This is a genomic window from Natrinema sp. H-ect4, assembly GCF_041894845.1.
Classification (GTDB): Archaea; Halobacteriota; Halobacteria; order Halobacteriales; family Natrialbaceae; genus Natrinema.
On sequence record NZ_JBHDYC010000012.1, the window covers coordinates 1 to 20166 of the forward strand.

At 61.5% G+C, this 20166-nt stretch carries 15 protein-coding genes, 1 tRNA gene and 3 pseudogenes; 13 read left to right on the top strand and 6 right to left on the bottom strand.

The annotated features are described in order from the left end of the window. Positions 1-278: 278 nt before the first annotated feature. The 9 genes from msrB to ACEWFR_RS15730 all read left to right on the top strand — a co-directional run bounded on the left by msrB (position 279) and on the right by ACEWFR_RS15730 (position 8818). Complete coding sequence (gene msrB / locus ACEWFR_RS15690; RefSeq protein ID WP_374061943.1) at positions 279-680, top strand: peptide-methionine (R)-S-oxide reductase MsrB; 402 nt, start codon at positions 279-281, stop codon at positions 678-680. Between the two features lie 176 nt (positions 681-856). After that, positions 857-1063: a DUF2196 domain-containing protein gene (locus tag ACEWFR_RS15695; protein ID WP_374061944.1), complete on the top strand. Its 207-nt coding sequence runs from the start codon at positions 857-859 to the stop codon at positions 1061-1063. Positions 1064-1210: 147 nt separating this feature from the next. Further along, positions 1211-1384 carry a hypothetical protein gene (locus tag ACEWFR_RS15700; RefSeq protein WP_374061945.1) on the top strand — a complete coding sequence of 58 codons (174 nt, stop codon included), beginning with the start codon at positions 1211-1213 and terminating at the stop codon, positions 1382-1384. A gap of 189 nt (positions 1385-1573) precedes the next feature. Next, on the top strand, positions 1574-4627 hold the full coding sequence (locus ACEWFR_RS15705) for a GAF domain-containing protein (protein ID WP_374061946.1): 3054 nt from the start codon (positions 1574-1576) through the stop codon (positions 4625-4627). A 110-nt stretch (positions 4628-4737) separates the two neighbouring features. Further along, positions 4738-4884, top strand: a complete 147-nt coding sequence (locus ACEWFR_RS15710) for a rubrerythrin-like domain-containing protein (RefSeq protein ID WP_374061947.1) — start codon at positions 4738-4740, stop codon at positions 4882-4884. A gap of 2 nt (positions 4885-4886) precedes the next feature. Then, complete coding sequence (gene gdhB, locus ACEWFR_RS15715; protein WP_374061948.1) at positions 4887-6212, top strand: glutamate dehydrogenase GdhB; 1326 nt, start codon at positions 4887-4889, stop codon at positions 6210-6212. Between the two features lie 373 nt (positions 6213-6585). Next, positions 6586-7248 (top strand): class I SAM-dependent methyltransferase, encoded by a 663-nt coding sequence (locus ACEWFR_RS15720; protein WP_374061949.1) that lies wholly within the window; start codon positions 6586-6588, stop codon positions 7246-7248. A gap of 104 nt (positions 7249-7352) precedes the next feature. After that, positions 7353-7982: a phosphoribosyltransferase gene (locus ACEWFR_RS15725; protein ID WP_374061950.1), complete on the top strand. Its 630-nt coding sequence runs from the start codon at positions 7353-7355 to the stop codon at positions 7980-7982. A 614-nt stretch (positions 7983-8596) separates the two neighbouring features. Continuing rightward, entirely contained in the window at positions 8597-8818 is a 222-nt protein-coding gene (locus ACEWFR_RS15730) for a hypothetical protein (RefSeq protein WP_374061951.1), read from the top strand. A 17-nt stretch (positions 8819-8835) separates the two neighbouring features. On the opposite strand, the gene ACEWFR_RS15735 is transcribed toward ACEWFR_RS15730, so the two are convergent. The 4 genes and pseudogenes from ACEWFR_RS15735 to ACEWFR_RS15750 all read right to left on the bottom strand — a co-directional run bounded on the left by ACEWFR_RS15735 (position 8836) and on the right by ACEWFR_RS15750 (position 14917). Next, the gene (locus tag ACEWFR_RS15735) at positions 8836-9657 is read right to left on the bottom strand and encodes an IS5 family transposase (RefSeq protein WP_374061952.1); all 822 of its coding nucleotides are present in this window, start codon (positions 9655-9657) and stop codon (positions 8836-8838) included. 58 nt (positions 9658-9715) lie between these two features. Next, a pseudogene (locus ACEWFR_RS15740) lies at positions 9716-11026 on the bottom strand (PAS domain S-box protein); the annotation flags it as partial. A gap of 154 nt (positions 11027-11180) precedes the next feature. Then, entirely contained in the window at positions 11181-13403 is a 2223-nt protein-coding gene (locus ACEWFR_RS15745; protein ID WP_374061953.1) for a PAS domain S-box protein, read from the bottom strand. Beyond that, positions 13400-14917 (bottom strand): ATPase domain-containing protein, encoded by a 1518-nt coding sequence (locus ACEWFR_RS15750; protein ID WP_374061955.1) that lies wholly within the window; start codon positions 14915-14917, stop codon positions 13400-13402. The genes ACEWFR_RS15745 and ACEWFR_RS15750 overlap by 4 nt, the downstream gene beginning before the upstream one ends. Positions 14918-15006: 89 nt before the next feature. Here ACEWFR_RS15750 and ACEWFR_RS15755 point away from each other — a divergent pair. The 4 genes and pseudogenes from ACEWFR_RS15755 to ACEWFR_RS15770 form a co-directional block, all read left to right on the top strand. After that, a pseudogene (locus tag ACEWFR_RS15755) lies at positions 15007-16254 on the top strand (transposase); the annotation flags it as partial. A gap of 289 nt (positions 16255-16543) precedes the next feature. Beyond that, complete coding sequence (locus ACEWFR_RS15760) at positions 16544-17581, top strand: class I SAM-dependent methyltransferase family protein (RefSeq protein ID WP_374061956.1); 1038 nt, start codon at positions 16544-16546, stop codon at positions 17579-17581. Between the two features lie 160 nt (positions 17582-17741). Continuing rightward, positions 17742-17815 (top strand) — tRNA-Thr (locus tag ACEWFR_RS15765). A 595-nt stretch (positions 17816-18410) separates the two neighbouring features. Beyond that, positions 18411-18589: pseudogene (locus ACEWFR_RS15770) on the top strand (MBL fold metallo-hydrolase); the annotation flags it as partial. Between the two features lie 96 nt (positions 18590-18685). Here the strand turns inward: ACEWFR_RS15770 and ACEWFR_RS15775 are convergent. Beyond that, positions 18686-19390 (bottom strand): energy-coupling factor transporter transmembrane protein EcfT, encoded by a 705-nt coding sequence (locus ACEWFR_RS15775; protein WP_374061957.1) that lies wholly within the window; start codon positions 19388-19390, stop codon positions 18686-18688. 61 nt (positions 19391-19451) lie between these two features. Next, complete coding sequence (locus ACEWFR_RS15780) at positions 19452-20156, bottom strand: energy-coupling factor ABC transporter ATP-binding protein (protein ID WP_374061958.1); 705 nt, start codon at positions 20154-20156, stop codon at positions 19452-19454. Positions 20157-20166 lie beyond the last annotated feature (10 nt).

Genomic DNA, 20166 nt, shown 5'->3' on the forward strand with positions numbered 1-20166 from the left:
CATAGGTTGGGACATGGCCAGTAACGTAGTCACACACGAACGGTCACGGTGTCGCAACTGCGGCTTCGAAGCGCCCGGCGGGGACGACGAGTGGCAGCGAATCGAGGTCCCAAAACTGGGCCGAATGACGCAGTGTCCCGACTGCGAGAGCACGGACGTCATCACCAGCCGGTGACGACAGGTCCTCGAGCCGGCGAGCCCAGTAGGGCGGTACTCCGTCGCGGTCCGAGACCGAGTTCGCAGACAGACTCTTGAGTGTCTCTCCCCTAGCGTTCGCCATGAGCAACGAGGCAGACCACCGGCCGAAAACCGACGACGAGTGGCGCGAGGAACTGAGCGAGGAGGAGTATCACGTCCTCCGTGAGGCAGGAACCGAATCGCCGTTCAGCGGCGAGTACGTCGATCACAAGGACGACGGCACGTACGCCTGTGCCGGCTGCGGGGCCGAACTGTTCGACTCCGAGACGAAGTTCGAGTCGGGGTGTGGCTGGCCCAGCTTCTACGACACCGACGACAACCGAATCGAGACCCGAACCGATACCAGCCACGGCATGCGCCGCACCGAGGTCCTCTGTGCCGACTGCGGCGGCCACCTCGGCCACATCTTCGACGACGGCCCCGAACCGACCGGCAAGCGCTACTGCATCAACTCCGCCGCCCTCGAGTTCGACGAGGAGTGACGAACGGGTAGCGATTCGAATGCCTGATCGCGGTCCGACTGTCAGATCGTGGTTCGTGTTTCGGATTACGGTTCGAGTTTCGGGTTCCGGATTGCGTTCGACGATCACCGCAACGGTCTCGGACGGCGGCGACTGCAGGCAGTGTCCTTTTCCAAATACTCGGATCATCTCCGACCATGTCCAACGAACGACCGACCGCCGAGGAACTGCGACAAGGGATGGCTGTCGAAATCGTCCAGGACGATGCGGACCCACAATCCGAGGACACGGAGCCAATCATCGGCGAGATTGGGACGGTCTACGGTGACGAACCCGAAGGCCCACACGTGAAATTGAAAAGTGGCGTGGTCGGTCACGTTCAGTCGGTCGCCCCCGACGAGTGACGCCCCGCTCGGTTCGAGTTCCGGTATTCGATCAGCGTTCCAGATTTGAATAGAGCGTAACAGAAATAGGCGCATTATTTCCGAAATCCAAACAGCAATCGGGCTACTTCCGAAACATTCATAGTGTCTGTGAGAAGATACTCGAACATGACACCCGAAGCGACGCCGGTCGGACGGCAGGTGGACGGGTCGAGCGATGTGATGGCGGCTATCGACGAGATCGACGGTCAATCGCACCTCGTCATCGCCGATATCGCTCGAGACGAGGCCTGGCTCGCCATGTCCGAGGACGAGGCCGTCTCCCTGGACGAGAATCGGTAGGCCGCTTCGGCTGTAACGCTTTCGAACGGAGACTTTTTCGAGCGATAAATCGCGCCCGGCAGTCGATTCCGTCGTCGTGAAAAGCCACGCCATTCGTCGCGCGTCCTCAAGCGGTGACCGAGTATCGGTCGGCGTCGACCGCCCAACGGAGCGATAGGTTCTATCTTCAGGGGCTCATATGGGAAACGAATGGATTCTACACGGACGCTCGACGAGGCCCGACTCCTCGTCGTAGAGCCGCCCGAACCGAGAGCCGGTGTCCTCTCGGCCGCCCTCGGGGACGACGCGCTCGAGGTGGTCGCGGTGCCGACCGCGACCGCGGCGCTCGAGCGACTCGAGACGGACCACATCGACTGCCTCCTAACCGCACAGTCCCTTTCAGACGCGGAGACGTCCGGACTGGACCTCCTCGAGGCGGTTCGGGAGCGCGACCCCGATCTTCCGGTCGTGCTCGCGCCGGCCGAGGGCGACGAAGAACTGGCCAGCGAGGCGATTGCGACGGGGGTCACGGCGTACGTGCCGCGCGATCGGACCGGCGACGGCTCGAGCGACGACTGCCAAGCGGCGATCGAACGGGCGCTCTCGCAGGGGCGCGAGAGACGGCAGCAACGAGAGCGCGCGCGCCAGTTCGACGCGATCTTCGAGGGGGCGGAAACGCACTCGTGGGTGCTCGAACCGGACGGAACCGTCCGACGGGCCAACGAACCCGCACTCGAGGCAATCGGCGCGACCGCGAGCGACGTCCGCGGCCGGCCGTTCGCGGCGCTTCCCTGGTGGCAGTGTACCGCAGACGGAAGAACAGCGCTCCGGGAAGCGATCGACCGAGCGCGGAGCGGAGAGATCGCACACCGAGAGCTGACGCAGATCCGCACCGATGGCACGGGTACAGCTGATACCGGTGCAACCGGCCGTGAGGAGGACGGCTCCGCGAGCGAGCCCGCCGACCCGACCGACGGTTCCACCTTCGAAGTGACCATCCGGCCGGTCCGCGACGCGTCCGGTGACATCGTCTCGCTGCTCGCACGGGCGAGCGACGTCACCGAGCGGGCCCGACTCGAGCGGGAGTTGCGAGCATCGGAGGAACTCCACCGGGTGACGCTCAACAACATGACCGATACCGTCCTCATCACCGACGACGACGGTAAGTTCACTTACGTCTGTCCGAACGTCCACTTCATCTTCGGCTACTCCGACAACGAGATTCACGAGATGGGGACGATCGATGAGCTGCTCGAGCCGGACCTCTTCGACCGCGACGAACTCGAGTCGGCGAGCGTGTTGACCAACATCGAGTGTACGGCGACCGACCGCGCGGGCCGCGAGCACACCTTGCTGGTCAACGTCCGCGAAGTCTCGATTCAGGGCGGGACGACCCTCTACAGCTGCCGAGACATCACGAAGCGAAAGCGCCGCGAGGAGGCGCTGACGGCGCTCCATCGGACTGCTCGCGAACTCCTCTACGCCGAAACCGATCGCGAGATCGCCGACATCATCGTCGACGACGCGACGGACGTCCTCGACCTCGAGGCGAGCGCCGCGTACCTGTTCGATACGGACGTGAACGTGTTACGACCGGCCGCGTCCTCGTCGGGCATGGAACGGTTACACGGACCGATCCACGACCACCGGGCGACGGACGACAGCATTCCGGGCCGTGTCTTCATCGACGGCGAGAGCCAGTTCTTCGCGGACGTTCACGACGCCGCGTCGCTCTCGAATCCGGAGACCGACCTGCGAAGCGCCGCGTACGTCCCGCTCGGCGACCACGGCGTCTTCGTCGTCGGGTCGACTGCGTCGGGTGCGTTCGACGACGTCTCCCGGGAGGTGACCGACCTGCTGGCGGCGACCGCGGAAGCGGCGCTCGACCGGGTCGAACGAGAGCGAACGCTGCGCGAGCGAGATCGCGAACTCAAGCGCCGAAATCGGCAGCTCACCCGACTCAACCGGATTAACGAGATTATCAGGGAACTCGATCAGGCACTGGTCGAGGCGGAAACCCGCGCCGAGATCGAACGAGCGGTCTGCGATCGACTCACGGCCGCCGACCGGTTCTCGTTCGCCTGGATCGGTCAGCTCGACGCCGACGGCGATCGCCTCGAGCCGCGCGCTCACGGTGGCGCACGCAACGGCAGCGAGTATCTCGATAGCGTCTCGCTCTCGCTCGCGGACGCGAACGAACCCGCGGTCGGGACGGCGGCCGATCGCGAGGCGACCGTCGTCTCGAACGTCGCCGACGGACTCCGCGAGGAACCGTGGCGCTCCGAAGCGCTCGCCCGCGAGTATCAGTCGGCCGCGAGCGTCCCGCTGTCGTACGACGAGTTCACGTACGGCGTCCTGACGGTCTACGCCGACCGTCCCGACGCGTTCGACGACATGATCCGCGCCGTGCTCGCGGAACTCGGCGAGACGATCGCGTCCGCGATCGCCGCGGTCGAACGCAAGCGTGCGCTGGTCTCGGACGAGAACACGCGACTCGAGTTCGAGGTGGCCGACGAGACGTTCGTCTTCGCACGACTCGCTCGAGTGGCCGACTGCGTGCTCTCCTCTGACGGCGTCGTTCGCCAGCACGAACGGGGCGCGTCGGTGGTCGCGACCGTCGACGGCGCGCCGCCGGCCGCCGTCGCGACTGCGGCCGCGGAGCTGGTCGGCGTCGAGCGCGCACAGGTCATTCACACGGACGAATACGGCGGCGGAGACGGCGACAGCGAGCCGACTGCCGATGCCGATACTAGTGACGCCGAGACCACCGACAGCGAGACCATCGACACCGACGATGGCGTCGGCGGTGGCGTCCTCTTGCATCTCTCCCGTCCGGTGCTCGCGGATCGGCTCGCGGATCACGGGGCGGTGTTACGGGGCGTCGAAGCGACCCCTTCGAGCGCCCGGGTCGTGATCGACGTTCCCCGATCGGCCGACGCGAGGGAAAGCGCCGACATCGTCTCGACGGCGTTCTCGGACGTCGAGCTCAGATCGAAACGGACCGTCGAACGGACGACGCCGCGGGACCTCCGCTCGGAGCTGCACGATCGGCTTACCGATCGCCAGCTCGAGGTCGTCACGCTCGCGTACTACGGCGGTTACTTCGAATCGCCGCGCGAGAATTCGGGCGAAGACGTCGCCGACGCCCTCGAAATTTCGCCGGCAGCGTTCTACCGGCATGTCCGGCACGTGCAGCGAACGCTCTTCGAAGTCGTGTTCGACGAAAACGGACTGCCGGAACCTCGATCGGAAGGGGTTGAATAGTGACCCCCTCTCGTTTGTCGACGCTAGTTATCTGACGGATATACTCATCCTAATATACCTTGTATTCCTTGGTGGACGAGTGCCCTGTCACCTCGTCAGTCGTCTCTCCCATGAACCACAAAGACGCCGAAGTCGACCCGCAGGCGGAATCGACCTACGAATGCTTCGACTGTGGAACCGTCGTTCGTGCGACTGCTCCGGACGCCTGTCCCGAATGCGGTGCCGAAATGCGCAATCGAGGGACACCGATCGAATAAGTATGGCCTCTCAGGACCGTTCTTCGCCGCCGACCCGAGAAGCGACGGCTGAATCGACCGACGCCGAAACCGCACTCGAGACCGCGCGCCGACAGCTGGATCGCGTCGCCGCACAGCTAGATATCGACGACGCCGTCATCGAACGTCTCTCCCACCCCACAGCGGTCCACGAGGTGACGATCCCCCTCGAACGCGACGACGGCTCGCTCGAAGTTTTCACCGGCTACAGGGCCCACCACGACAGCGTCCGCGGCCCCTACAAGGGCGGCCTGCGCTACCACCCCAACGTGACCCGCGACGAGTGCGTCGGGCTGTCGATGTGGATGACCTGGAAGTGCGCGGTGATGAATCTCCCCTTCGGCGGCGCGAAAGGCGGTATCGTCGTCGACCCGAAGTCGCTGAGCGACGACGAGACGGAACGGCTCACGCGTCGATTCGCACAGGAGATCCGCGACGTGATCGGACCGAACACGGACATCCCAGCACCGGATATGGGTACTGACCCGCAGACGATGGCCTGGCTGATGGACGCCTACAGCATGCAGGAAGGCGAGACCATCCCCGGCGTCGTCACCGGCAAACCGCCGGTCATCGGCGGGAGTTTCGGCCGCGAGGAAGCGCCCGGTCGGAGCGTCGCGATCGTCACGCGGGAGACCTGCGAGTACTACAACTACCCGCTCGCCGAGACGACCGTCGCCGTCCAGGGCTTTGGCAGCGTCGGCGCGAACGCCGCGCGCCTGCTCGAGGCGTGGGGCGCGACGGTTGTCGCCGTCAGCGACGTCAATGGCGCGGTCTACGATCCAGACGGGGTCGACGTCGACGCGATCCCGTCCCACGACGAGGAGCCGGAGGCCGTCACGCAGTTCGCGGCCACCCTGGAAGGGGGACCCGACGGACCGCGCCGGATCTCGAACGCCGAACTGCTCGAGTTGGACGTCGACGTGTTGATTCCCGCGGCCGTCGGCAACGTCATCACCGCCGATAACGCCGACGCCATCGCGGCCGACATCGTCGTCGAAGGGGCAAACGGCCCGACGACGTTCGCCGCCGACGCGATCCTCGGGGACCGCGGAATTTGCGTGATTCCAGACATCCTCGCGAACGCCGGCGGCGTCACGGTCAGCTACTTCGAGTGGCTCCAGGACATCAACCGTCGCACGTGGTCACTCGAGCGGGTCAACGATGAACTCGAGTCCGAGATGGTGACGGCCTGGACCACCCTCAAAGACGAGGTTGAACGGCGGGACGTCTCCTGGCGCGATGCGGCGTACGCCGTCGCGCTCGATCGGGTCTCCGAGGCCCACGAGATGCGCGGTCTCTGGCCGTAAGTGAGCAGATGGATCGAACCCCGATTGATTTCCGTTTCCTTGTCACGGTTACTCCAACCGGCTGAGAGTGAGAAGAGTCGTCCTGCTATCGTGGCAACAGGGGATCGCCACGCCCTCCCCAGCCGATTCGTTCGCTCGCAGGCTCGCTCACTCATCCCTCGCACGATTTTGGATTGCGGTTCGCTAGTCGCTCACCGCAGCCCAGCGCGCGCCACCGCCGTCGGTTGATCGATTGAGCTGAAACGTACTAACTATCCTCTCTGCCGATCAGGACACCGATCGATATCCGTCCCGAAACCGATCGCGACGAGTTCGAGCACCGACGGGAAAACGAGTTTTAGTCAGGTCACCGTCCGTTAGGCCGAGTGGCACGATGACAGACAGTACTCCACGGTGCGCCGCGGGCGATCGGACGATCTCACACCCCGCGTTCGCCGCGCTGTACGATCGATTTATGCCGGATCGGTTTCTGATCGGCCCCCACCGCGAGTACCTCGCGGCCGACCTCTCCGGTCGCGTTCTCGATATCGGCGCGGGCAACGGCGTAATGATTCCGTACGTGGCCGCCGCCGGCGACGACCTCGAGTACCACGCGATCGAACCGGATCCGCACATGCGACGCCGGGCCGCCCGTGAGGCGCGGGGAACCGGCCTAGAGGTTCACCTCCGCGGAGACCACGCCGAGTCACTACCGTACGCCGACGACAGCTTCGACGTCGTCCTCTCGAGTCTGGTCTTCTGTACCATCGCCGACCCCGAGACGGCGCTCGAGGAGGTCGCGCGCGTCCTGCGACCGAGCGGTGAACTGCGCTTCCTCGAGCACGTCCGTAACGACGGCTGGCGGGCTCGAGCGCAGGACGCCCTCACGCCGCTGTGGGAACGCGCTGCGGGCGGCTGTCAGTTGAACCGCGAGACGGTCGAGCGCTTCGTCGGACACGACGCGTTCGACGTCCTCGAGATCGAGCGAGTCAGCGTCGGAGTGTTCCCGGTGACGCCGATCGTTCGCGGGCGGCTTCAGCGGCGACGTGACCCGTAACGCTCGATCGGTCGGCGAAATCGGCTCTGGAACGGCTATCGGATCGCGTCGGCGTATGCGGCGCAAGCGCGTAGTACGTCGACACCGTACTGCCCAACAGGCTCATGTTCGACGACAGAACCGACGCCGGCGAACGCCTCGCAGCGGAACTCGAGCGCCGCGACCTCGCGGTCGACGTCGTCCTCGGGATTCCTCGGGGTGCCCTGCCGGTCGCGCAACCGGTCGCCGACGCGCTCGAGGCCGACCTTGATGTGGTCGTCGCGCGCAAGATGGGCGCACCGCAGAACCCCGAAGTGGCACTTGGCGCGGTCGCCAGCGACGGCAGCGTCTGGGAGAACGACGACCTGATCGATCGGCTCGACGTTTCCGAAGCGTACCTCGCAGAGATCCGGGCCGAGGAAGCCGACAACGCGCGCGAAAAGGCCGATCGCTACCGTGATACGGACGGGCTACCCGACCTGCAGGGGAAGCGAGTCCTGATCGTCGACGACGGCGTCGCGACCGGGGCGACCGCGACGGCCTGTCTCCGACGGGTGCAAGAGACCGGCGCGGAGTGGGTCGGCGTAGCCGTTCCCGTCGGCTCCCCGCGGGCCATCGATGACCTCGAGCGCGAGGCAGACGCGGTGATCGCCATCCAGACGCCCGCGGATTTCCGTGCCGTCGGCCAGTACTACCGGACCTTCGGGCAGGTGAGCGACGAGGAGGCGCTCGAGTACCTCGCTCGAGAATCGTGAAATGAGATGCCGATCGATATCGAAAAACCATGGACCGCTTGGACTGACCAATCGACGTTCGGTGGCGCGCGCTTCTATTCACCTACGTAGTCAATTTTCTTGGCTCCCGCGCCCAGCAGCGAGCACCAGTTGAGACTGGTCGTCTCAATGCATACGGTTCCGGATCTACTGGAAGCCGATCATGTATCCTGATTTGATTGGACCAGGGTGTTAACCACGATACCCGAACCGTGGCGCCGAATTAGGGCCCGGAACTGTCACGGAAAACTATACGCGTGGCGTCAGAGCGGGAGAATCTGTTGAAGACTCTGTGTCCGGATAGCGTGAAGGACCCCGCGCACGGCAGCGTGGGACGTCCGTAAACAGAGCGTGCATGAGTACTGGCAATCTCTTTATTGAGACATCTCGAACCGTGCCCCCCCTTCGGATCCGTCTGTCACAGATACCGTCCACCCGTGAGCCTCCACGATCCGTTTTACGATGGTTAGTCCGAAGCGGCTCTGTTGAAACCCTATTATTGCAATATATTTCTTCGTGGAAACTCCCCAACTACAGGTGTGAACAGAGCCTGACGCTTCACAAGATTTATTCTAGTTGTACCCTCATTAGATCCTATGAGCGTTGCCGACCTGCAAACCAAGGTTCCCCGGTTTACTGTGCCCACCATCGCCGGCCTCCTCCTTGTTTCCCTCCTGTATAGTGTTCTTGTTACTGCTAATATCACCCTCTGGCTTGCAGTATGGGGTGGACTGCTTAGTATCGGAATCGGACTATTCGTGGTCTACCTCTTTTATCGACTCGTACTCGCTGTCGAACGGATCGCGGACAATCAATAGCAAGGCTTGAGTAGTCATTAGAGAGTTCGGTCGAGATTGTGGACGAGACACGCAAGGGCGAGTTCACGAAACTGCTTCCACCAGCGTCGTGAACGGACGAATGCACCGTACTTACGCTTGAGTCGAGAGTTCACCGTTTCGCTCTGGCTCCGCTGGCCGTAGAGGTCGGAATCTAGCCGAGCATTCCACGCTTTCTGCAATGAGGAGAACTCACGGTGTTTGATCAGTGGGCGGATCTCATTTTCGCGGGCCGTTGCCCGAATCTGCTGATCGTCGTATCCCTTGTCTCCAAGCAACACTCCGACTTCAGCTGCATTGCGGTTGATGAGTGCCGGTGCGATCTGCGTATCGTGCTTTCGGGTTGTTGTGACGTGGAGATCGAGAATTGCGTTTGCTCTCGTATCGACTAAGAGCGTGACTTTCAGTTGCTGAATCGTCATCTTCGCCCGTTTCGTGTAGTGCTTCGAGGCGTGACTGCGGTCGAACCCAGAAGCGTCGATACCTGCGACACCGTTAGTTGGAAGCAGTGAAACGGAGAGGTTGAGAAGCACCCGCCAGACAGCCATATCGAGTCTATCAAACGCTTTACACAGCGTTGATGGGGCAGGAAGTTCAGTGAGGTTGATTGCATTCCGAATACGAGGCATTTCGATGAGTTCGTCGAGAAGTGTTCGATAGGTCGTGTTCTTCCGAACTTTGAGACATAGCAGAACAACGTGCTGATGAAGCGTGTAACGTTGTTTCGAGTACTTTGAGGAATAGCGTGAGACTGCTCGCTGGGCAAGGTGAAATGCTTGCTCGACAAATTGGAGCAACCGAGACTTTGGGAGGGTCTGCATCTACGCAAGCTTCCAACTGAATCTGTAACTCACTAAGGGTTTCAACAGAGCCTCCGAAGCCGGTGCCGCCACTCGTCGACGAATAGCCCGGTTCGAAAATCTCGTCGCGGCTGTCTGCGGGAATCCCAGACCCATCGTCTTCGACGTAGATGGTGTCCTCGTCGACAGATCCGACACGAACGGTCACGTCCGTGTCACCGTGTTCAATACTGTTTCGGAACAGGTTTTCGAACACGTGTTGCAACCGATCACCGTCACCTTTGAACATCACCTCATCAGCTATGTCGAGGGTCGCCTGGCCTGTGTCTACCGTTCCCCAGCATTTCCCGACGAGATCAGTCAAACTGACCGACCCCATTTCGTCTATCGTGTCGCCTTGTCGAGCGAGCGTCAACGTGTCCATGACGATCTCCTCCATCCGGGCGAGCGCCCGTACGAGCGGACCAGTGTGTTCGCTCTCCGTCTGTTCATCGAGAAGCGTTGCGCGGCCCTGTGCAACGTTTAGCGGATTGCGAAGATCGTGTGAGATGACACTCGCAAACTCGTCGAGTCGCTCGTTTTGACGACGGACATGTCGTTCCCGCTTGACGCGGTTAGTGACGTTCCGGGTAATTCCAACGAGGCGAGATATTTCACCGTTGGTGGTAATCGGCGCGAGGCTTGTCTGCCAGATGCGTGCCCCTTCGTCGATCTCGAACTCTTCTTGATACGAGATCGGCTCACCAGCCTTGACACAGCGGTAATAGTTCGCCTCTAGTTCCGCTCCCCGTACCTCACCGAACACCTCGCGTGGCGTCTGTCCACGAACCTGTTCGGTCGTAATCCCGGTCTGTCGCTCGTATGCCGGACTGAGGCGGTCGAACTGAAACGTAATATCGCCCGAAATGTCGACATCCAAAAAGAAAATCGCGTCCTCTGCGTTGTTTAGAAGGGCCTCGTACTCCCGGGCGAGTTCGCGAAGTTCGCGTTCTTGTTCTTTCCGTTCGGTGATCTCCCGACTGTTGAGTAGAATACCCTCAATGACATCGTCTTTGAGTCGATTCCGCATTGTCGCCTCGATCCAGCACCAAGTGCTATCGGCGTGTTTGAATCGGAGTTCGACGGTTTGGGGTTCATCCGGGGTCTCCACAACGGCTTCGACTGCATCGGCGTTTCGCTCCTGGTCGTCGGGATGCACGTATTCGTATCCGGTGCTTCCGACTAATTCCTCCGGATCGTAGCCGAGAACTCGGGTAACGGCGGGGCTTACGTACGTTATCGTTCCGTCTGTGTCGATGATCGTGGCGACATCGTTGGACTCTTTGACGAGCCTCTGATACCGGTCGGCCTGATTCTCACTCCGGTTTTTCGACGTCTCAGCGTCTTCCATTGGTGTCAATTGGTGTGGGGAGTATAATAATGTCCAATATCGTCTACCCGGTATCGTTTACTCGCGTGGCAAAAACTGGTCCCGCTGCTCGAAAACCGCGTCGATAGGGTGCTGTCTATCTGTCTCTCGGGTCCGGCGTGAGTATGTCCGGCGGTCAGTGGTGATCGACGGGCGTGACCTGACGTGAGGAGTCGACGGACGCCCGAGGGAGATTCAATACAACGCGTGTTCCACGCGGCGAGTTGTCCTCGAGTGTGACTTCGGCCCCGAACAGTGACACAGTCCAGTAGACAATCCACAGTCCGAGGCCACTTCCATGTTGCAGCGGCGTTTCCTCACCTGACTCAATCGTCTTCTGTTCCTGATCCGGGATCCCTGGTCCGTTATCCGCAATCACGATTTCGACCCACTCGCCGGTTCGGTCTTCATTCGGTGATCTGGTAGTAACCGTAATCTCTGGAGTGGGCTGGTCGTTGTGGATGATTGCGTTTCCTATCAGTTCTGACAGTGCCGTTTTCAACCGATTGTCTGCCCGGGCGTAGACAGAATCGGGGGTGCTGGCCGTGAGTACCGTGTCGGGATACCTGTCCGAGAACTCGTCGACGACCTCGTTCAGTAGTTGCGGTATGTCGCAGACGGTCTCACCGGAGAATTCATTGTCGAACAGTGACCGCACAGTCCCGGCTTGATCACTCAGGCTCGACAATGCCGCTGACTGTTCTTCGATCGCTCTCGTGTGTGTCAGGAGCGGTTCGTCGTCAAGCGCATCCAGGAGCATCGTCGCACGGCCTTCGATAATGTTCATTCCGTTCCGGAGGTTGTGGCGCAACACACGATTGAGAACCTCGAGTTGCTGTTCACGCAGCCGCCGGTTCGTCATGTCGGATTCGAGCGCGACGAAATGCGTGATCTCTCCTGCGTCGTTCGTTATCGGCGAGATCGTCTGATCGACATGGTATAGCTCCCCGTTCTTGCGGCGATTGATCAGATTGGAGTCCCACTGGTCGCCCGCGAGAATCGTTCGCCACATTCGTTCGTAGAACTCGCTGTCCTGTTTGCCCGATTTGAGGATGCGGGACGCCCGACCGACAGCTTCGGCACGTGTGTAGCCGGATCGGGCTTCGAACACTGGGTTCACGTACTCGATCGTTCCCTCTCTGTCGGTGATGAAGACGGCATGTCCCGCGTTCTCGACAGCTTTCCTGAACAGCTGCAAGTCCTGCTCGTGCTCTTTGCGCTCGGAGATATCTTTCTGGAACCCAATGTAATTAGTGACGGTGCCGTCGTCGTCTCTTACCGGCGCGATACTGACGCGGTTCCAGAACTGGCTGCCGTCCTTTCGGTAGTTCCGGAGTTCCACGGACACTGGCTCGGCTTCGTCAACAGCCTTCCGCATTTCGGCAATGGGTTGCTCTCGCGTCGCCTCGCCCTGGAGAAACCGACAGTTGTGACCGACCGCTTCCGCCTTGGAGTACCCGGTCAGCGCTTCGAATCCCTCGTTCACGTAGACCATCGGGTTGTCCTCTCGGTCGGGATCGGTAATCGTGATCCCGACGGGTGCTTCGTCCATCGCCCGTGACTTCAGTTCGATCTCTTGTTCGTACTCCTTCCGTTCGGTCACATCCCGGGCCGAGAGGATTATCGGTGACTGTTCGGTGTCTTCGAGCGTCGCAGCCGACACCTCTAGTTGCCGTTTTTCTCCCTCCTTCGTCTGACACGTGAGGTCGTCGGTCGATCCTTGACCGGCCACCTGTACGTCCTGGAGGAATGAGTGAAACCGCTCACGGTCGTCCGCATGGATCGCCTCAGCCGGGGATACCGAAAGCAATTCCTCGCGTGTGTATCCCACGAGATCACACGCTGCTGGATTGCACTCGGTGATCTCGTCGCTGGCAGGCGCAGCCACCAAGAGCGCGTCATTCGTGGAATCGAATAGCCGCTGGAACCGAGTCTGGATGTCCTCGTAGCGCTCGGACAACTCAACTGACTGTTCGCGCCGGGCCAGCAAGTTCCCTACCCGACGAAACAGGGTCATCCGGTCGACGGGTGCTGACATCACTTCGTCGATAAGCGGTGGGCCGTCACCGTTCTGCTCGGACGGCAGTGGGACCCTCCCCCTCGATCCTTCCTGTTGAATCAGCAGTACGGGAGTGAAGGTCGGATGCTCCTCTTGTTTGTGCTCCCGTAACGCGTCACGATACGTTGGCACCATCTGCTCACCGACGAGGTAACAATCGACGGGTTGGAGGGTGTCATCATCGATGATGTCGTACCGTCCGTCGAGAAATTCTTCGAGGGCTTCCCGATCGCTGTCTCCGTGAACCAGGAGTTGTATCGTGTGTCGTCCCCCATCCTGGCTGTCTGACCGGTCGGTCATGGCTGATCAGTCGTCTGGTTGTGCCCGTCCTGGGTGCGAGATGCTGAAGTGCCCTGCATAATCCCCCGAACGTTGTCGAACGGTCCCTCGATGACCATTCCCTCGCCGGACACAATGGAGAACCGGTGGAATCGGTTGTCGAAATCCCCGAGTCGCTTCTTTATGACTCCGATCGCTCGGTCGAGTTCGCCGTCGACTTCCACGTAGGAGAGAAACACGATGTTGTCCGCGATGTAGCTCGTGTTCGTACTGGTGGCTTTCGGGATGCCGGTAAGGCGGTCTGCTTCGTCAGTGACGATGACTGCAATACCACGGTTCTTGAGTACCCGGGTGAGGCCGTGAAGGCGGCGAGCAAGCCGTTGGTCGTCGCCCTGGAGAGAGATCTTGTAGCCCGATAAGCCGTCAATGAACACAGCGTCCGGCGCGTACTCTTCGGTCTGGTTGAGGACGTGCTGGCCGAATTCCTCGGCCGAACGCACGAGGGGTTCGGTCTCTGTCAACTGCAGCGATCCTTGGGCCTGCATCGCGGAGATCGGGAGTCCGAGGGCTTCCGAACGATGAACGAACTGATCGATAGACTCCTCGAAAAGGTATCCGAGTGCCGTCCCCCCGTGTTCGACGATACCCGAGAGTATCTGTGCGCCGGTGGTCGACTTTCCGATGCCGGTCGGACCGCTAATGAACGAGACGGTACCGCGTTCGAGTCCGCCACCGAGGAGATCGTCGAGGGCGTCGTGTCCGGTGGGGATGAGTTCTGGATCGAACGTTCGGTTGTCGTGTTCTGGAATGATTTGTGGGTAGACTTCCATCCCATCCTTGTGGATTTCGAGCCCGTGGGTGCCGTCAACCTGTCCGAGGCCACGGTGTTTCGGGACCGCGATCCGACGTTCGTGCTCGTCGAGATACAGGTTGATAACGCCGTCACTAAGTGATTCGAAATCGTCGTGCGTGGACTCGGGAGTACTCTCCCTGTTGAGTGTTCGCGTCGCGACTGTTGTCACCTGTCGGTCCCGAAGAAACCGGATGAGCGATTGCAACCGCTTCCGGTACTGGTATTGGTCCTGTTCCACGTACTGTAGTTGTGTGATCGGATCGATGAGAATCCGGGCCGGGTCGACGTCCTCGATCACCTGTTTGATGTCCTGCGTGAACCGCTCGGATTCGACCTCGGTTGCCTCGACCAAGTTGTACGACTTGTCCTCGGCGAAAAAGTCCGTCCCGGGTCCGATGTCGAGAAACTCGGCGTCCCGAATGTCGACACCCAACTGTGCTGCGTTGACGAGTATGTCTTGTCTAGACTCCTCACCGTGGATGTAGACGACCGTCTCGTCGGCATCGAGTCCCGTCCGCAGGAAGTGCTGTCCGAGAAGCGACTTCCCCGTTCCCGAAACCCCCTGGAGAAGATATGTCCGGCCCCGGACGTACCCGCCGTTGAGTAGCCCGTCCAACTCGGGGATCCCTGATGCGACCAGCTCGATCTGCCCTATCTGTGTGTCGCGAGAGCCATCAGGCATCGTATATCATGTTTTACTGGTGGGCTCTAAGAGGGATAAGCCGAAGGTTTCGATCACGTGAGTCGGCCCGAAATTCTACTGCCAATGAATCAGATCTTCGCGAAACCGTCGAGACGGCCGCTCGGACGATTCTCATCAAAGCCCAAAATGCGGGTGTTTCGGTCACACGCGACCCTCAACGGAAGTTCCGGTACCGGGATAGCGACGATATAGATTCAATACCGGACGAGCAAAGTATCTTGGAGCAAGCGGAGAAGATCACAGACCGCGTTGGCCGTGTTGTCTTTCCAGCATTCTCACTGAGTCGTGGCGACGGCTGCGAGATCCACGAGAACACCTACTGGGACTTACAGACGGATCTCGGACTTCGTGAGAAGCTAGCTGCGAACGAAGGGGCTCGCAGTTTCGTCTACGAATCGACTCGGGATCGGACGCCGCTGGGGCACGCCCACCGTGAACATATTCGTGACCTCTCGATTGAACTGGTTCGCGAGATGTACCGCCAGGCCATCAATAGGCTTCTGAACGAAGTTGCGGAGACAGCGGAATTCTTCCGGGCGGGAATCATCGCAATCGACATCACTGAAGCCGACTCCTTCACGGGGGACCGAAGCGGTCACGAGGACGAGATTATTGGGACGAAAGAAAAGACCGACGAGTACGCCTATCAGTGGGCGACAGTCCAACTGGTCGGTAACGCCGTCCCTCTCGTTCTTGATGCCCGCCCGGTACGGAAAGGCGAGTCACGCAAAGACAGCGTCGAGGACTTGCTGGATTCGGCTGAAGAGTTCGTCCATGTCGATAACGTGCTGATGGACCGGAAGTTCGATAGTCAGCATGTCTTGGAGATGATCAGCCAGCGCGGGCTCTCCTACGTCGTTCCAAAGCGGATGCAGACCAGCGAGAAAGCCCAGGTCAAGCGGATGCTCCAACGGGATCAGAGCCGATACGAAACCGACCGGAAGCTCCACCTCGGGAACAACGAGTGGCACGAGACGACGCTGATCTATCGTCGGAAGGAGAATTCTGAACACGACGACTACCGGCAGTACTCGGTGTTTATGACAAACCGAGGCAGCGGCCACCTCACCGAGTACGGCTACAGGTGGGAGATTGAGAGCGGCTACAAATCGATCAAGCAGTTCATGGCCGCGACGACCTCGAAGGATTTCGGACTCCGATTCTTCTACTTCGCGTTCGCCTGTCTGTTGTACTCTATCTGGCGAGCAGTCGATCTGCTCGTACAGGTCGAGTTGACCGATGAGTATGAACATTCGCCGCTGATTACAGCGGACAACACGCTTACGCTGCTGAAGAAGGAGACAGGAATCGGGTAGTGAGGTGCTCTATTCGGGTTAGCGCGCCGTCTGAGTGGCTACACTGCTGGACGTCTCGAAAATTCGCCCATATAATTGGCAGTGTAACAAGAATGGCCGTTTAGAGAGCGATTTGAGGTAGTTTCCGCTGACCGAATCGGTCAAATTCACGCATCACAGCCCCGCTAAACCCACTGTAGTCTCAACATCTAGCAGCGAGAAATTGCTATAGCGCTTTTTGGTTTATCGGAACGAATGCGGATCGACACTGAAACGTCAGCGTTACGGCGGCGCGCCGGCCAGTTCGTGTATGGAAGTGCCGTGCGTCCGCGTCGCGCGTGAAGCGGGGGAAGCGACGCGCTCGTCGCTCGCCGATGCGGATCTGATCGACGACACCTACGAGATCAGCGTCGCAGACGGCCAGCTCTACATTCCGATCACCGACCCCGACGCCGCGTCAGCGGTGCTCGAGGAGTGCGAGATCGTTCCCCGGACAGTCACCGAGCGCGAGCAGCAGACGACGCCCGCGGATCTCCTCGCGTTCGACCCCACCTACGAGCGACTCGGCGAGGCCGCGCTCATCGACGAGGACGATCCCGAACGTGCACGCGAGATCGCCGATGCGATCCTCGAGTCGGATCTCCCCGCGGAAACGGTACTGAACAAGGCTTCGAAAGTCAAAGGCGAGACGCGCGTGCGCGACTGGGAATTGCTCGCCGGCGAGAACACGACGGTCGTCCACCGCGAGTACGGCTGCGAGTTCGCACTGGATCTCGCGACGGTCTACTTCTCGCCGCGGCTCGCGACCGAGCGCCACCGCGTGGCCGAGCAGGTCAGCGAGGCCCAACGGGCCTCGGAAAGTGCGAGCGGGCAGGGCCCGCGAGCCGACGGCGAGCACGCGTTCGATATGTTCGCCGGCGTCGGCCCCTTCGTGATCCCGTTCGCGAAACGCGGCGCGACGTGCGTCGGCGTGGACATCAACGCCGAGGCGATCGACTACCTCCGTGAGAACGCCCGCCGAAACGGGGTCGCGGACCGCGTGACCGCCATTAACGACGATGTGCGCGAGGTGGCCGCCGAATACGAAAATTGGGCCGACCGGATCGTGATGAACCTCCCCCACAGCGCCGACGACTTCCTCGAGTCGGCCGTCACTCTGGCCAGCGACGACTGTACCCTCCATTACTACGACATCCAACACGAGGACGATCCGTTCGGCCCGGGCGAACGCGCGATTCGCGCGGCCGCCGAACCCGAGTACGCGGTCACCGTCGAAACCCGCCACACCGTCCGGTCCTACGCCCCCCATGAGCTGAACGTCTGTCTGGACGTTCGCCTCGAGCGGTAATCAGGAGAGACGAAGCCCGTAATCTGACACGTATTCCCGTGGCACGAGCGCACCGATTCGCAATCCTTATGGCTGGTATCGGTCCTACAAATGAATGCACTCGCGCCGGTGTTGAGGCGACGGTCGTCGCCGATGCACGGGACACGAGCGAAGAGAGTGTGCCGGTGTAGCTCAGACTGGCAGAGCGAATCCTTCGTAAGGATTAGGTCAAGGGTTCAAATCCCTTCACCGGCTCTTTTGGCGACGCACATTACGAACAGAGTGACGACTCGAAGCGGCTTACTGTTCAATGGACAACGTGAGAAGCGGATCCAAGGGGAATAACTCGGGACGCTGATTCGCTACGTCCAGCAATCGATTTCAACGAGGGGCTTGTTGTCTTCCGGGTTGACGACTCATTTGGGCCGGGTTCCGCCGAGATCACTGTCCGGCAGCCAACGGTGGCATGAACGTCCGATGAAGCTGTGAGCGACTCGAGGCTCGAGCTACTGCTGCGATCCGGCCGACTCAACCGGGGCTAATCGCCAGCCAGCGCCCGTGGTAAATCACATGTTGCGATATCAAATAGAGTGTTCCCGTGATCAAGCGGCTATCGACGGAGGAGTACGGCGAAATCTCGAGTGACGGTTCTACCGCGTGCTCGAGCGTCTCGAGGTGGTCGTGGACGGTCGCGGACCCCGTGCCGCCTCGTTCATTCGTTGGTGTATCCCTCGATCGGGCGACACAGTCGGTCCGTCGGCGGCGCGCCGGTAGACCACCGAGGTCGGGGACACGACCATCGAGACCGTCTCCACGCCCGGCCACGACGGGCATGACCACCTCCCTGATCGACGGCACGTCCACCGCGCCGATCGGTGACCTCGTCACGACAAGCGATTAACATGGATGAAGAGGAGTTCGTCGAGCTGGTCCTCTCGGACATGCCGCCACGGTCGGCCAACTACGAGACATCATCGCGACGAACCGCGGCGGAACGCCGTCGACGACGAGGAAGCGTTCTCGCTCGAGTTCTCGATTCCGGGTCGCGAAGATCGTCCCGTTCTCACTGCACGTTCGCGCCGTATCCGGCGTCTCTGTCGAACGTATCGTTCGAAACCGACCGAGCTAGACGAACGCCGAGAACGCGAGAGCGACGGCGATCACGAGGACGGGATAGTCAATATACGAAAAGGAGAGCGGCGGGAGCGTAGGATTCCACGCGAAACACCGAGCTTGCAGCGCGAGCGAGAGGCGATCAGCGCGGTCGAACGCCCGCGTCAGGCCGAGTATCCCGATCGTGCTGGCGCGGTCGACCGCGCTGCGTTCGGTCCCGAGTCGGGCGGCCATCGCCTCGCGGATCGTCCGGAGATCCCCCTGCAAGACGGGCAGAAACCGAAAGACGAGCGCGACGCCGATCCCGAGGAGCTGGCCCGGCTTCCCGGGAATCGTCCGCTGGATCGCCGCTCGAGAGTCCCGCACCGGCGTCGACCGGACGTAGGCCGCGCTGACGAGCAGGATGAGCAGGACGCGGTAGCTCGCCAGCCCCGACGCGGCGGCGTCCGCGGTGTCGAACCAGGGAGCACCTAGGGTGACGCCCGCGATCAGCGGGGCGAGCGCGAGGATGAGCAGCGCAAATCGGTAGTCGACGAGCGTCCGTCGGATCGAAACGTGCGCGCTAAACAGGACGATCGCCGTCACTGCGGAGAGGACGGCCAGCGCTCGCGGCGTCGTGTGCGCCAGTGCCGTGGCCGCGAACCCGATCTGGATCGCTAACTTGGTCCGGGGATCGAGTCGGTGTGCGAGCGTCTCGTCGGGCTCGTAGGTCAGCATCGACTTCCTCCGGCCGCCGTTTCGGGCAAGAGCGGTGGTCGTCTCAGATCGGCCATCGCGATCACCGCCTCGGAACGCGGACCTCGAGGCCCTCGAGTTCCGCCAGCGCCGCCGCAGGCGGTCCGTCAACGGCGACGCGACCGTCCTGCATGGCGATGATGCGATCCGCGAGTCCACAGACATCCCGGAGATCGTGGGTCGCGAGCAGGACACCGGTTCCGTCGGCCGCCAGCGACTCGAGGCGCTCGAGTACGGATCGGCGGGCGGGCTCGTCGAGCCCGGTGAAGGGTTCGTCGAGGACGAGGTGGGTCGGTTCCATCGCGAGCGCGCCAGCGATCGCCACGCGGGACTGTTCGCCGCCCGAGAGTGCGTCGATTCGGTCGTCCTCCCGACCGGCCATGTTCACCGCCTCGAGCGCGGCCGTCACGCGGCGATCGATCTCCCGGCGCTCGAGTCCGAGGTTTTCGGGCCCGAAGGCGACGTCCGCGCCGACGGTCGCGGCGACGAACTGATCGCGGGGGTGCTGGAAGACCATGCCCACGCTCGAGCGCGCGGCGATCAGGTCCTCCGCGACGGGTGTCCCATCGACGAGAACGTCGCCGGAATCGGGCTCGAGGAGGCCGTTGCAGTGGCGCAACAGCGTCGTCTTCCCGCTGCCGTTCCCCCCCGCCAAGAGGACGAATTCGCCGTCGTCGATCGAGAGCGAGACGTCCTCGAGGACGGGAACGTCCTCGAACGCGTAGGAGACCGACTCGAACTCGATCATCGTTGCCTCG